The following is a 13,929-nucleotide window of genomic DNA, read 5'->3' as shown; positions in this document are numbered from 1 at the left end:
GCCAGGCTCGACCGCGGGGCGCCGTCCGCGCGCGCCCCGACGCGCGCTCATGACCGGCCGTCTCGCCCCCTACCTGCAGGCCGCGCCGCTCGCGCTGATCCTCGGCGCCTTCCTGCTGCTGCCGCTCGCCGCCATCGTCGCGGTGAGCTTCTGGGACTACGACAGCGTCCAGATCTACCCGGATTTCATCACCCTCAACTACGCCGAGACGCTCGGCTCCTGGGTGACGTGGAAGACCTATCTGAACACGCTGAAATTCGTGGCGATCGTCTGGGCGATCACGACCGTCGTCGGCTTCCTGGTCGCCTATTTCCTCGCGTTCCATGTCCGCAGCACGACCATGCAGATGGTCCTGTTCCTGATCTGCACGGTGCCGTTCCTGACCTCGAACATCATCCGCATGATCTCCTGGGTGCCGTTTCTCGGCCGCAACGGACTGCTGAACACGACGCTCATCGAACTCGGGATCGTCCCGGCGCCGCTGGAGTTCCTGCTGTTCTCGGAGTTCGCCGTCGTGCTCGCGATGGCGCACCTCTACGTGCTGTTCATGGTCACGCCGATCTTCAACTCGCTGATGCGCATCGACCGCGCGCTGATCGAGGCCGCGCGCGACGCCGGCGCCAACGGCTGGCAGACGCTGACCAACGTCGTGATCCCGCTCGCCAAGCCCGGGATCGCGATCGGCTCGATCTTCGTGGTGACGCTGGTGCTCGGCGACTTCGTCACCGTGCGCTTCATGTCGGGCGGGCAGTCGGCCTCGGTCGGGCTGATGATCGCCAACGAGATCTCGCTGCTGCAGTACCCCGCGGCGGCGGCGAACGCCGTGGCCGTGCTCGTGCTCGTGCTGCTGATGGTGGCCGCGATGCTGCGCATCGTCGACATCCGCAAGGAGCTGTGAGGATGGTCCGGACCCGTTTGGAAAACGCGCGGCCGGGGGATCCAGGCCAGATCGTTGGGCGCCGCCCCGCGGGCTGCTGGATGCCCCGGACAAGCCGGGGCATGACGGATCGCGAGGGGCGGGCGCGATGAACGCCGAAAAGCGCGGTCTGGAATTCTATGCGCTGGCGGCGTTCTTCGCGCTGTTCGTCCTGTTCCTCTACGGCCCGCTGTCGACCATCCTGATCCTGTCGTTCCAGGGGCCGGGCGGCGGCCTGACCTTTCCAATGAACGGCGTCTCCACGCGCTGGTTCGAGAACCTGTTCGAGCAACAGGCGGTGGGCGACTTCGGCGGCTCCTTCGCGCGCTCGCTGGCGCTCGGCGTGATGACGACGCTGACGACTGTCGCGGTGTCGCTGTGCGCCGGCCTCGCCTTCCGCCGCCGGTTCCTCGGCTCGACCGCGCTGTTCTACCTGACGGTCGCGAGCCTCGTCGTGCCGTCGATCCTCGTCAGCCTCGGCATCGGCCTGGCGTTCCAGGTGGCCGGCGTGCAGCCGACGTGGTGGACCTCGGCCTTCGGCGCCCATCTCACCTGGACCTTGCCCTTCGGCGTGCTGATCATGTTCGCGGTGTTCAACCGCTTCTCGCCAGCCTACGAGGAGGCCGCGCGCGACCTCGGCGCCTCGAACTGGCAGACCTTCGTCCATGTGGTGCTGCCGATCATCGCCCCGAGCCTCGTCGGCGTCGGCCTGTTCGGCTTCACGCTGTCCTATGACGAGTTCGCCCGCACCCTGATGACCGCCGGCAGCTTCAACACCCTTCCGCTCGAGATCTACGGCATGACCACCAACGTCACGACGCCGGTGCTCTACGCGCTGGGCGCGGTCACCACGCTGGTCTCGTTCACCGCGATCGCGGCCGCGCTTGTCGCCGTGACGGCCATGGCGCGGCGGCGCAAGACCTTGAAGCCGCTATGAAGCTGCTCGTCGTCAACCCCAACACCACCGCCTCGATGACGGCCAAGATCGCGGCCGCGGCCCGCACAGCGGCGGCCACGGGCACGGAGATCGTCGCCGCCACCTCCGCCATGGGGCCGGCGTCCATCGAGGGCTACTACGACGAGGCCTTCGCGGTTCCCGGCCTGATCGCGGCGATCCGGGAGGGCGAAGGCGCCGGCGCGGACGCCGCGATCATCGCCTGCTTCGACGACACCGGGCTCGACGCCGCCCGGGCGGCGGTCGCGATCCCCGTGGTCGGCATCTGCGAAGCCGCCCTCGTCACGGCCGGCCAGATCGCGAAGCGCATCGCGGTCGTGACCACGCTGGAGCGTTCGGTCGTGCCGCTGGAGGAGATCGTCGCCCGCTACGGCTACGCTGCCCGCGCGCGCGTCTCGGCCTGCGACGTGGAGGTGCTGGCGCTCGAGGACGCAGGCTCGGACGCCCGCGCGAGGCTCGAGGCGGAGATCGACCGCGCGCTCGGCCTCGGCGCGGACGCGATCGTGCTCGGCTGCGCGGGAATGGCCGACCTCGCGGCCGCCCTGTCGGAGCGCTTCGGCGCGCCCGTGGTCGACGGGGTGGCGGCCGCTGTGAAACAGGCCGAGGCTCTCGTGGCGCTCGGCCTCAGGACGAGCAGGCGCGGCGCCTACGCGACGCCGCGCTCCAAGCCCTATGCGGGCGTCATGTCGCCGTTCGCCCCGCCGGCGGCGCGCGAGATCTTAGGTTCCGATTAGATCCTCTAGGCGCCCCTGCGGCATTGAGCGGGCGGGGCGGCCCGCAAGGCCGCTCCTTCCGTTTCGGCTCTGGCCGCGGATGAGCGCCTGGCGTAGAAGGCGGCCATGGCCCTGTTCTTCCGCTCCCGCGCCGAGGATCCCGCCCGCGCCGACGCCTCCCGCCGCGTGGCCGCCTACGCCCGCGAGGCGTTGGGGCTCGGCGAGGACGACGCGGTGACGGTGAGCGAGATCGCCTGCGGGGATCCCGCCTGCGGCGGCGCCGAGACCGTCATCCTCATCATGCGCGCCGGCGCCAAGACCGAAGCCGTGAAGCTCATGATGCCGATGGCGCAGGCGACCGCAGAGGACGTGGCCGCGGCGCTCGCGAAGGGGACGGCGTAGGGGACGTTCGCTCGTTCCCCTCCCCGCAAGGGGGAGGGGAACGAGCCATTCCAATAGCGCGGAGACCCGCTGCTTCCGCAGGCTGATGTGAGCGTCGAGCCTTCCGCCGCTCAGCGGTGGCGGGCGAGGATCGCCTGGACTTCCTCAACCAGCCGCGCCTCGGGCACGGTCACCTGCGCCGGGCGGCTTTCGGTCCACTCGGCGCGGTCGGCGATGGCGGCGGCGGCCTTGGCTCCCTCGACGAGGTCCTTCAGCGTGACCTCGCCCTTGTCACGCTCGTCCGAGCCCTGGATGACGACGCAGGGGCTCTTGCGGCGGTCGGCGTATTTCATCTGCGCCTTCATGCCGGAGCCGCCGAGGTAGGCCTCGGCCTTGATCCCCGCGGCCCGCAGCCGGGCGGCGAGCGCCATCGAGTCGCCGATGCGGTCACGGTCGAACGCCAGCACGACGACGGGGCCGGTCGAGGCCTCCGCGGTCTCGCCCTTCAGAGCGCGGAGCGCCGCCTGCAGGCGGGAGACGCCGATGGAGAAGCCGGTCGCCGGCGTGTTCTCGGCCATGAAGCGGCCCACCAGCCCGTCGTAGCGCCCGCCGCCGCCGACCGATCCGAACTGGATCGGCTTGCCGTCGTCGCCGGCGATCTGGAACGTCAGCTCCGCCTCGTAGACCGGGCCGGTGTAGTATTCGAGGCCGCGGACGACGGAGGGATCGACCGAGACGCGGCCGTCGTAGCCAGCGGCGGCGAGAAGATCGGCGATCGCCTTCAGCTCCGTCGCGCCCTTGGCGCCGACAGGTGTGGCGGCGAACTCGGCGGCGAGCGCTTCCGCCGTCTCGGCGTTGGTCGAGCGCTTGGCCTCGAGGATCGACAGCACCCGCGCGGCGCCTGCCTCATCCAGCCCGGCGCCCTTGGTGAAGTCGCCGCTCTCGTCCTTGCGGCCGTCTCCGAGCAGAGCCCGCACGCCGTCCGGACCCAGCCGGTCGAGCTTGTCGATCGCGCGCAGCACGGTGAGCCGCCGGCCGGCGTTCTCCTCGCCGCCGAGGCCGATCGCCTCCATCACGCCGTCGAGGATCTTGCGGTTGTTGACCTTGATGACGTAGTCGCCGCGCTTGACGCCGACGGCTTCGAGCGCGTCCGCCATCATCATGCACATTTCGGCGTCGGCCGAGACCGACGGCGCGCCGACGATGTCGGCGTCGAACTGCAGGAACTGGCGGAAGCGGCCCGGGCCCGGCTTCTCGTTGCGGAACACGGGGCCGAAGCGATAGCTGCGGTAGGGCTTGGCGAGCTTCTGGAAGTTCTCGGCCACGTGGCGGGCGAGCGGCGCCGTCAGGTCGTAGCGCAGCGACATCCACTGCTCGTCGTCGTCCTGCAGCGAGAACACGCCGGCGTTGGGGCGGTCCTGGTCCGGCAGGAACTTGCCCAGCGCATCGGTGTATTCGAAGAACGGCGTCTCCACCTCCTCGAAGCCCCAGAGCTCATAGGTCTCGCGGATGCGGTCCGCCATGGCGCGGGTCGCCGCAAGCTCGGCCGCGCCGCGGTCGGCGAAGCCGCGCGGGGTGCGCGCCTGGGTGAGGTCGGTGCGGCGGGCGTTCATCGGGCGTGTCCAGCAAGGCGAAGGGCGCGAAACGGACCCGCTCCCTAGCGCAGCCTGGGTCCGGCGGCAACGGACGAGGTTCGGCCGCGGCGGAGCAGGTTGCACCGCCGAACAACTTGACGGTGCAATAGGTCTCACGATACCTCGCGGGTCGATATTGCCGGATCAGCGGGGAATACTCAGTCCACGACCTTTTTCGTGTCAGTAAAAATCGCGGTACGCTAAAATTTATCATGCAAAGAAAGGTTTCGTTATAGAATTGTAATCAACCTGTCACGGTGGATGAACAGCGCGCGCTGCGCGGCCGCGGGTAAATGTTCGCTGTGGGTGGGGGCCTATGAGCGCAGATCAGCATGCCGTTCGCCGGTTCGGTCGGGAGTCGGGCGGGTCGATGGCCGTCGAGTTCGCGCTCATCGCGCCGGTTTTTATCTCGATCGTTGCTGGCGTGGTGTTCTATGGCGTCTATTTCGGCGCGGCGAACAGCGTCCAACAGCTTGCCGCGGATGCGGCGCGCGCCTCGATTGCAGGGCTGAGCGACGCGGAGCGCGTGGCGATCGCCCGCCAGCATGTGATCGCCGCCGCGCCGAGCTTCGTGCTGATCGACGCGTCAAGGACCAGCGTGACCGCCAAACCGTCGACCTCCGATCCGAACCTGTTCGAGGTTGCGGTGTCCTACGACGCCAGCCGGCTCACGATCTGGGGACTGGACGGGCTGCTGCCGCTGCCGTCGAAGACGATCACCCGCACCGCGGCGGTGCAGCGTGGGGGCTTCTGACATGGCCCGGCGGGCTTCGGCGAAGGATCTGGCGCGACGCGCCGCGGCGCGTCTGCGCGCGTTCCGCGGGGACGAACGCGGCGTCGCCGCGATCCTCGCCGGCGCCTTCGGCCTCGCGGCCGTCGCCTCGCTCGCGATCGGGATCGATCTCGCGAGCGTCTATCTCGACCGGCGGACGGCGCAGGGCGCGGTCGATCTCGCCGCCATCGCCGCCGCCCAGAACCTCGACCGGCCCGAGAGCGCGGCGCGGGCTACGCTCGCTGCGAACAAGGTCGTCCCGCAGACGCTCTCGGTCACGCTCGGCAATTACACGCCCGACGCCGCCCTGCCTCCGGAGAAGCGCTTCCGGCCCAATGTCGCTCCGATCAACGCCGCCAAAGTCGATCTCGGCGCGGACGCGCGGCTGTTCTTCGGCAGGGGGCTCGTCAAGGCCTCGGCGCTGCGCGTGCGCGCCTCCGCGGTCGCGGCGAGCACGCAGTACGCTTCCTTCTCCATCGGTTCGCGACTGGCCTCGCTCAACGGCGGCGTGGCGAACGCGCTGCTGTCGTCGCTGGTCGGCGGGTCGGTCTCGCTCAGCGTGATGGACTACAACGCGCTGGCGACGGCGAAGGTCGACCTGTTGACCTTCCTCGACGCCCTCGCCATCCGCACGGGAGCGACCGCGGGGTCCTACGACAAGGTTCTCGCCGCCAACGCCACGATCAGCCAGGTGGCGGGCGCGCTCGCCGACGTGGGAGGCGGCGGCGTCACGACCAAGGCGACTCTGACGCGGCTCGCCAACGCGAAGATTTCGGCCGTGGTCAAGCTGAACCAGCTGGCGTCGCTGGGCCCGCTGGGGTCGCTCGCCGTGGGCTCCGGCGCAGCGTCCGCGCTGGCGACGAGCGTCTCGCTGCTTGACCTCCTCTCGACCTCCGCCCAGATCGCGAACGGGACGAACGTGGTCGACCTCGACCTCGGGGCGCAGGTTCCGGGGCTTCTCGGCCTCACCGCCTCGCTCGTCATGGGGGAGCGGCCGCAGTCCTCGCCCTGGCTCTCGATTGGGCAGAAGGACGTGACGGTCAGCACGGCGCAGACGCGCCTGCGGCTCATCGCGCAGGTCGGCGGCGGCCTCCTTGGCGTCGGGGTGCGGCTTCCGATCGCCGTCGACATCGCCTCGGGCAAGGCCCGACTGTCGACGGTGTCCTGCGGCGCCAACCCGGCGACCGACGCGACGGTCACGCTGGGCGTCACGCCCTCGGCCGCGGATCTCTGGGTCGGGGAGCCGACGAGTCTGTCGAACTGGAACGCGCTGAAGCCGCCGGCGATCGGCGAGGCGACGCTCGTCAACGTGCTGCTGCTGCTCAGCGTCACCGGTTCGGCTCATGTGGCGGCGACCAACCTCAGCGAGACGGCGGTCCCGTTCGACGCGAAAGCGATCGCGGCGCAGACCGTGAAGACGGTGAAGACGACCGACGTCGCGAAGTCGACGCTGTCGAGCCTGATCACCAGCCTCGATCCCACGGTCAAACTCCTCGGGATCGGGCTGTCGCCCTTCGGCTCGGAATCCTCCGTGAAGACGCTGCTCAAAGGCCTTCTCGCGCCGGTCGCGGGGCTGGTCGACCCCGTTCTGAACACGGTGCTCGACCTGCTCGGCGTGTCGGTCGGGGAGGCGGACGTGCAGGTGCGCGGGGTCCGTTGCGACGGCTCGACGCTGGTCGGCTGATCAGCCCTTGCCGAACAGGTCGGCGATCGTCTCTTCGCCGATCGCGAAGGCCCCGGTCGCCCCCGCGCCGGAGGCCGCCACCACGACGCGCACGTTCGGCGCCGGCGCCTCGACGACCACGGGGCGCTCGGGGTTGAAGGCGTAGGTGCCGGTCCAGCGCGACAGCACCGCCTTCGGGCGCTTGCCGAACACCGCTGCGAACTCCTCGAGGATCAGCTCGTCGATCGCCTGGGTCTGGAACGGGTCGGGCGTCGCGTCCACCTGGCGGCTCGCGCCGAGAACCAGCGTGTCGTCGGCCGACTGGGTCGCGATCAGGGCGACGCCGTGCGCCAGATGCTCGGGCTGTTCGGTCTCGAGCCGCGCGCGCAGGGCGGAGGCTTCCGGCAGTTCGGCGAAGCCGGGCAGGCGGATGAGGCTGAGGTCGGTCGCGACCGCGCCGGGCAGTTCGAAACCCTCCTCGGGGCGCACCCGCAGCATGTGGCTCTTGGCGCGCACGAGGCCGGCCTTGGCCAGCGTCTCGCCGAACAGCGACCGGAAGTCGTCGCCGGGGCACACCACGATCGCCTCGGCCTCGATCGTCCCGCGCGAGGTCGTGAGCCGCGTTCCCTCGATCGCCGTCACAGCCGTTTCCCAGCGGAAGGCGACGTCATGGGCCTCCGCCAGCCACGCCGCGATCTTGGGCATCGCGCTCTTGGCCTCCACGCGGAGCTCGTGCGGGCTCCAGAACACCGCCGACATCGCGCCCTTGAACTGCGGGAACAGCGCATGGCCGTCCTCGGCGGTGTAGAGCGTGCAGTCCTCGCCCATCTCGGTCGCCATGAACGCCTCGAGCGCCGAGGCGGCCTCAGGACGCCGCGCCACGATGGCCAGGCCCTCGTGCTCGATGCGGACGCTGGCCTGGGCCGCGACGTCGGCCCAGACGTCGCGGGAGCGCTTCGCCCGCCGCCACGCGGCGCCCGAGGGCTGGCCGGTGACGCCGACGATGCCCGGCATGCGCACGGAGGCGCCGTTGGCGCGGCCTTCGCGGTCGACGACGACGACGCGCCGGCCGCTGCGGGCGGCCGCGAGCGCGTGGGCGAGGCCGAGAACGCCGCCGCCGACGACGGCGAGATCGAATGTGTCGGGCATTGGTGGGGATCCGGTGAGACGCCGGCGACGCTGGCCCCATCCCGGATCGCGCGTCAAGCCGGCGCCGGGCGCCGACCCGCCTCTTACGCCGGAGCCTGACCCTCGGCCGCCCAGCGCTCGCGCTTGCGGTAGATCGTGGAGGGGCTGAGCTCGAGGGCGGCCGCGGCCTTGGCGAGATTGCCGCCGCAGACGTCGATCGCGCGCTCGATGATCCGGCGCTCGGTGATGTGGAACGGCTCGATCGGCGCGTCGGCCACCGGCCCGGCGGAGGCCGACGCGCGCAGGGGCGTCGCCGCCCGCACCTCGGCCGGCAGCATGTCGGGCGTCACCATGTCGCCGTCGTCCAGCACCACGGCGCGGCGGACGACGTTTTGCAGTTCGCGGACGTTGCCGGGCCAGGGATAGGCGCGGATGAGGTCGAGCGCCTCGGGGGCGAATCCCGTGAAGCGGCGGCTCTCTTCCGCGGCGAAGCGCGCGAGGAAGGTCTCCGCGAGAAGCGCGACGTCGTCGCCGCGCTCGCGCAGGGCCGGCATGCGTATCGGCAGCACGTGCAGCCGGTAGAACAGGTCCTGCCGGAATCGGCCGGCCGCGATTTCGACGTGCGGGTCGCGGTGGGTGGCGCAGACGATGCGGATGTCGACGCGGCGCGCCCGGGCCTCGCCGACGCGGCGGAACTCTCCGGTCTGCAGCACGCGCAGGAGCTTGGCCTGCAGCGCCATCTCCATCTCGCCGATCTCGTCGAGGAACAGCGTTCCGCCGCTGGCGGCCTCGGCCGCGCCGATCCGGTCCTCGGTCGCGCCGGTGAAGGCCCCGCGGACATGGCCGAAGACTTCCGACTCCATCAGCTCGCGCGGGATCGCGCCGCAGTTCAGCGCCACGAAGGGCTTCTGCGCGCGGCCGGAGCGGGCGTGGATCGCCTCGGCGCAGAGCTCCTTGCCGACGCCGCTCTCGCCGAGGATGAACACCGGCGCGCGGGAGGGCGCGATGCGATCGATCTGGCCGTAGATCTCCCGCATGGCGGGCGATTGCCCGACGAAGCCGTGGGCGGTCTGCGGAACGGCGGCCGCCGGCGGCGGCGCCTCCTTGCGCTCGGCGAAGCGCAGGGCGAGCCTGCGGGCGAAGCCGTCGGGCGTGTAGGGCTTGAGGACGAAGTCGACCGCGCCGCGGCGCATGGCCTCGACGGCGAGGCTGACGGAGCCCGCGCAGCTGGTCGCGATCACCGTCACGCCGCTCGCCACCAGGGCGTCGATGACGTCGAGCGCGTCGCGGTTCGGAAGGTCGACGACGGCGTAGGCGGGCGCCCGGCGTCCGGGGGCGGCGGGCAGATCCCGCGCGCCGATCGCGGCGGTCACCTCGCCGCCGGCGGTGGCGACCGCGACGGTGGCGACCCGCAGCGAGGCCGCGTCGTCGTCGACGAGCAGCACCTCGGGCCGAGCCTGAGGGCGGCCGCCGCTCCAGTCGCTTAAGCGCGGCTCAGCCATGCCATGCCCTGCAAACCTCGATCCGCTGGAGCGCGCACGAAGCGGCGCGCCGATGCGTCACCTTGGCGAAACAGGGTAAACGAAAGGTGAGCGCGAGCCACGTTTCAGCCTGTGACGGCGAGCTGCGCGTCGTAGCCGGCGGCCTCGATGGCGGCGATCGCCTCCTCCGCGCTGAGGGTGGTGTCGGCGGACACCCGGCCGGCCACGCGGTGGACGACCACGACCGCGTCGGGATCGCGCGCCGAGAGCGCGGACTGGACGGACTTCGCGCAGCCGTCGCAGGTCATGCCGGACACATCCAAAACGATCATGGGTCTCTCCTCTCGGGGCGTTTGGCCGACGCCGTCGGCCGTCTTCGCCACATCATGTGGGGAACCGCCTCCCGGGCGACGACGGGTTGGCTGCGGAATCGCGAATCTGCAATGGTCGCCACGGCCTTTTGCCCGGATGACGCCAATGTTCAAGCCCGCCGATGTCTTCGTCGCCGTCGCCATGACGGTGACGGCGGCGTGCGTCGCCGTCATGGCGAGTTTCGGCCTCGGTTTCGGCCTCGCCGAGGGCATGCTCGTCGGGCTCGCGGCGCTGGCCGGGATGGCCGTGCTCCACATGGCCTTCGCGCGGGCGCCGGGGGCGGAGCTCGAGCGCATCGACGACCTCGACCGCGTGGTGACCGAGCTCCAGAGCCGGATCGAGACCCTCGACGTGCGGCTCTCGACCCTCGACGCGGCGGTCGCCGACCGCGCCAAGGCCGCGACCCGGCCGCTGGTGGAGGAGATCGCGGCGCTGGGCGGCCTGGTGACCTCGGTCGCCAAGGAGGTCGCCAAGCACGATGCGGCGCTGCTGCGGCTGAAGACGCCGCGGCCGGCGCCGGTCGCCACCCTCGCGACGCCCGCCGAGGCGCTTCCCGCGCAGCCGGCCCGGGTTTCCGAGCCGGCGGCTCATCCCCTCGCCGAGGGCCGCCCGCTGATCCCGCCGCCGCCCGCGCCGCCGCGCAAGGCGCGCCGGACGGAGGCTGCGGCCCCGCCCTCGAAGCCGCAGGCCCCGGACCCGTTCGACCCCGCCGAAGCCGAGGACGAGACCCAGGGCTACGCCGGCGCGGCCGACCGCGGCCTCGCGGCGCGCGTCGAGCTGGCGCTGCGGGACGACCGCGTCGACTTCTACCTCCAGCCCGTGGTGGCGCTGCCGAACCGCCGGATCCTGCACTATGAGGGCTTCTCCCGGCTGCGGGAGCCGGACGGGCTGGTGCTGCCCGAGGAGTTCCTGCCGGCGGCGGCCGCGGAAGGAAGGCTGGTCGAGATCGACCGCCGCGCGATCGAGCGCGCCGCCCGCGTCGCCCACCGCCTCAACGCCCGCGGGCGGGGCGTGCGCATCTTCGTCAACATCGCCGCCGAGACGCTGGCCGACGACCGCGTGGCCCGCGACGTCGCCACCTACATCGACGGCTCGCCGGAGCTCACGCGGCTGCTCGTGCTGGAGCTCACCCAGTCCGCCTTCGACGGGCTCGGGGCGCTCGAGCGCGAGAACCGGGACGCGCTGGCGGCGAAGGGCGTGCGCTTCTCCATCGACCAGGTCTCGAACCTGCGGCTCGACGGCCGCGACCTCGCCGCCCGCGGCGTGCGCTTCGTCAAGGTTCCGGCGGCGACGCTGCTCGACCCGGACACGGCGCGGAACCTGCCGGTGCACCCCGCCGACCTGCCCAACCTGCTCGCCCGCGACGGCGTCGACCTGATCGCGACCCATGTGGAGGAGGAGCGCACGACGCCGGAGCTGCTCGACCTCGACGTGAAGGCCGCGCAGGGCTTCCTGTTCGGCGTGCCGCGGCCAGTGCGCGGCGAGGGCGGAGAGGCTGGCGAGGCGGGATCGGACGGCGTCACCCGCGCGTTCACCCCTCATGCCTTTCCCCGCCGCGCTTGACGGCGCTCCGCCGCGGCTCTAGGGCGCCCTCATGACCGACATCTCCGACTCCCCCGTCTTCGCGCGGTTCGCGCCGCTCGCCTCCGCCTACGACGTCGCGCTGTGCGACGTCTGGGGCGTGCTGCACAACGGCGTCGCGGCCCATGCGGAGGCCGGCGACGCGCTGACGCGGTTCCGCGCGCAGGGCGGCGTCGTGGTGCTGATCTCGAACGCGCCCCGCGACAGCGAGTGGGTGATCGACCACCTCGACGGCTACGGCGTGCCGCGCAGCGCCTGGGACGCGGTGATCACCTCGGGCGACGTCACCCACCACATGTTGGCGGAGCGGGGCGTGGCGAAGGTCCATCACATCGGGCCGATGCGCGACGTGCCGCTGTTCGGCGACGAGCGCATCGCGCGCGTGAGCGTGGAGGAGGCGCCGCTCGCTGTGGTGACCGGCCTGTTCGACGACCGGACCGAGGAGCCGGAGGACTACCGCCCGCTGCTCGAGGAGCTGAAGGACCGCGGCATGCCGCTGATCTGCGCCAACCCCGACCTGGTGGTGCAGATCGGCGACGACCTGATCTGGTGCGCCGGCGCGATCGCCGACATGTACCGCGACTTGGGCGGCGAGACCCACTACGCCGGCAAGCCCTACGCCCCGATCTACGACGCCGCGATCGCCGTCGCCTCCGACATCCGCAAGCGCGCTGTCGACCGCTCCCGCATCATCGCGATCGGCGACGCCGTGCGCACCGACCTCGCGGGCGCCGCGGCGGCGGGCATCGACTGCCTGTTCGTGGCGGACGGCATCCACGCCGAGGAGCTCGGCCCCGGCGCTCCCGACCCGGAGAAGCTCGCGGCGCTGTTCGCCGAGCATGGCGACACGCCGGTCGCGGTCACGCCCAAGCTGACGTGGTGAGGAGCGTCATCCCGGCCAAGCGGCGCAGCCGCGCAGAGCCGGGATCGTTCTGAACGGCGCTCTCCCCGGATCACGATCCCGGCTCGGCCTTCGGCCGTCCGGGATGACGTCCGTTTGCGGACCTACTCCTCCAGCCGCGCCACCGCGCGCCAGCCGATGTCGCGGCGGCAGAAGCCGCCGGGCCAGTCGATGTCGTCGATCGCGGTGTAGGCGCGGGCCTGGGCCTCGCGCACGTCGGCGCCGGTCGCGGTGACGGCGAGCACACGGCCGCCGTTCGCGAGCAGCCGCTCGCCGTCGGTCGTGGTGCCGGCGTGGAACACGGTGACGTCGTGGCGCGCCTCGGCCTCGGCCAGGTGGCGGATCTCCGAGCCCTTCTCGTAAGCGCCGGGATAGCCGTTCGCGGCCATCACCACGGTGAGCGCCGCGTCGCTCTTGAAGGTGGCCTTCCGGCCCGCGAGCTGGCCGTCGACCGCCGCCACCAGCAGGTCGAGCAGGTCCTCCTTCAGCCGCGGCAGCACCACCTGGGCCTCTGGATCGCCGAAGCGGACGTTGTATTCGACGAGCCTCGGCGCGTTGGCCTCGATCATCAGCCCGGCGTAGAGGAAGCCGGTGAAGGGCGCGCCGGCCTCGGCCATCGCCTTCACCGTCGGGCGCACGATCTGCGCCATGGCCTTCTCGACCAGCGCCGGCGTCAGGATCGGCGTGGGCGAGTAGGCGCCCATGCCGCCGGTGTTCGGGCCCTCGTCGCCGTCATAGGCGCGCTTGTGGTCCTGGGCCTCGCCGAACACGAGGGCGGTGGTCCCGTCGCAGAGCGCGAACAGGCTGGCCTCCTCGCCCTCCATGAACTCCTCGACCACGGCTTCGGCGCCGGCTTCCCCGAAGCCGCCCGCGAACACGTCGTCGACGGCGGCGTGCGCCTCCTCGAGCGTCATGGCGACCGTGACGCCCTTGCCGGCGGCGAGGCCGTCCGCCTTGATCACCACAGGCGCCCCGAAGGCGTCGATCGCGGCGTGGCCTTCCTCGCCGGAACGGCAGCGCCGGAAGCCTGCGGTCGGGATGCCTTGCGCGGCGCACAGCTCCTTGGTGAAGGCCTTGGAGCCCTCGAGCCGGGCCGCCGCGGCGCTCGGGCCGAAGGCCTTGATCCCGGCCGCCTTCAGCCGGTCCACGACGCCCGCCACCAGCGGCGCCTCGGGGCCCACAACCACGAGATCGACCTTTTCGTCGGTCGCGAGCCGCACGACGCCGTCGAGGTCGTCGACGGAGACGTCGCGCAGCTCGGCGTACCGGGCGATGCCGGGATTGCCCGGGGCCGCGATCAGCCGCGTGAGCTTCGGGCTCTTGGCGAGCGTCGCGGCCAGCGCGTGCTCGCGGCCGCCGGAGCCGAGGAGAAGGACGATCATAAAGGCCTCGCAGGGGCGTCGACGGGGGAGGTCGGCGCCCTTCTAGCGGA

Annotated in this window: 13 protein-coding genes; 8 read left to right on the top strand and 5 right to left on the bottom strand. The window is 71.7% G+C overall.

The window, feature by feature from the left end; translation table 11 throughout:
* The first annotated feature begins 49 nt into the window (after positions 1-49).
* The 4 genes from JOD31_RS14055 to JOD31_RS14040 all read left to right on the top strand — a co-directional run bounded on the left by JOD31_RS14055 (position 50) and on the right by JOD31_RS14040 (position 2,986).
* Positions 50-898, top strand: coding sequence for an ABC transporter permease (locus tag JOD31_RS14055; protein WP_204950959.1), 849 nt, complete (start codon positions 50-52; stop codon positions 896-898).
* Between the two features lie 127 nt (positions 899-1,025).
* Entirely contained in the window at positions 1,026-1,853 is an 828-nt protein-coding gene (locus tag JOD31_RS14050) for an ABC transporter permease (protein ID WP_204950958.1), read from the top strand.
* Complete coding sequence (locus JOD31_RS14045; protein WP_204950957.1) at positions 1,850-2,605, top strand: aspartate/glutamate racemase family protein; 756 nt, start codon at positions 1,850-1,852, stop codon at positions 2,603-2,605. Before JOD31_RS14050 ends, JOD31_RS14045 begins: the two co-directional genes overlap by 4 nt.
* 105 nt (positions 2,606-2,710) lie before the next feature.
* Positions 2,711-2,986 (top strand): hypothetical protein, encoded by a 276-nt coding sequence (locus JOD31_RS14040; protein ID WP_204950956.1) that lies wholly within the window; start codon positions 2,711-2,713, stop codon positions 2,984-2,986.
* A 110-nt stretch (positions 2,987-3,096) separates the two neighbouring features.
* On the opposite strand, the gene hisS is transcribed toward JOD31_RS14040, so the two are convergent.
* A complete protein-coding gene (gene hisS / locus JOD31_RS14035; protein WP_204950955.1) occupies positions 3,097-4,578 on the bottom strand; it encodes a histidine--tRNA ligase in 1,482 nt (493 codons plus the stop codon).
* Between the two features lie 391 nt (positions 4,579-4,969).
* On the opposite strand from hisS, the gene JOD31_RS14030 reads away from it, so the two are divergent.
* Positions 4,970-5,353 (top strand): TadE family protein, encoded by a 384-nt coding sequence (locus JOD31_RS14030; RefSeq protein WP_246482504.1) that lies wholly within the window; start codon positions 4,970-4,972, stop codon positions 5,351-5,353.
* Position 5,354: 1 nt separating this feature from the next.
* Positions 5,355-7,055: a TadG family pilus assembly protein gene (locus JOD31_RS14025; protein WP_204950953.1), complete on the top strand. Its 1,701-nt coding sequence runs from the start codon at positions 5,355-5,357 to the stop codon at positions 7,053-7,055.
* Here the strand turns inward: JOD31_RS14025 and JOD31_RS14020 are convergent, their stop codons facing one another.
* From JOD31_RS14020 to JOD31_RS14010, 3 genes are all read right to left on the bottom strand, one after another.
* Positions 7,056-8,183: a TIGR03364 family FAD-dependent oxidoreductase gene (locus tag JOD31_RS14020; protein ID WP_204950952.1), complete on the bottom strand. Its 1,128-nt coding sequence runs from the start codon at positions 8,181-8,183 to the stop codon at positions 7,056-7,058.
* 83 nt (positions 8,184-8,266) lie between these two features.
* Positions 8,267-9,664: a sigma-54-dependent transcriptional regulator gene (locus JOD31_RS14015; RefSeq protein WP_210341494.1), complete on the bottom strand. Its 1,398-nt coding sequence runs from the start codon at positions 9,662-9,664 to the stop codon at positions 8,267-8,269.
* Positions 9,665-9,768: 104 nt separating this feature from the next.
* Positions 9,769-9,975: a heavy-metal-associated domain-containing protein gene (locus JOD31_RS14010; RefSeq protein WP_204950951.1), complete on the bottom strand. Its 207-nt coding sequence runs from the start codon at positions 9,973-9,975 to the stop codon at positions 9,769-9,771.
* Positions 9,976-10,120: 145 nt separating this feature from the next.
* On the opposite strand from JOD31_RS14010, the gene JOD31_RS14005 reads away from it, so the two are divergent.
* Positions 10,121-11,578: an EAL domain-containing protein gene (locus tag JOD31_RS14005; RefSeq protein WP_204950950.1), complete on the top strand. Its 1,458-nt coding sequence runs from the start codon at positions 10,121-10,123 to the stop codon at positions 11,576-11,578.
* A gap of 31 nt (positions 11,579-11,609) precedes the next feature.
* Positions 11,610-12,479 (top strand): TIGR01459 family HAD-type hydrolase, encoded by an 870-nt coding sequence (locus JOD31_RS14000; protein WP_204950949.1) that lies wholly within the window; start codon positions 11,610-11,612, stop codon positions 12,477-12,479.
* A gap of 122 nt (positions 12,480-12,601) precedes the next feature.
* Here the strand turns inward: JOD31_RS14000 and purD are convergent, their stop codons facing one another.
* On the bottom strand, positions 12,602-13,879 hold the full coding sequence (purD, locus tag JOD31_RS13995) for a phosphoribosylamine--glycine ligase (RefSeq protein WP_204950948.1): 1,278 nt from the start codon (positions 13,877-13,879) through the stop codon (positions 12,602-12,604).
* Positions 13,880-13,929: the final 50 nt, after the last annotated feature.

Origin of the sequence: Methylopila capsulata (genome assembly GCF_016907975.1) — a bacterium.
GTDB lineage: Bacteria > Pseudomonadota > Alphaproteobacteria > Rhizobiales > Methylopilaceae > Methylopila > Methylopila capsulata.
Note: the sequence above shows the minus strand (reverse complement) of the source record. Positions and strands in the feature narration are given on the sequence as shown.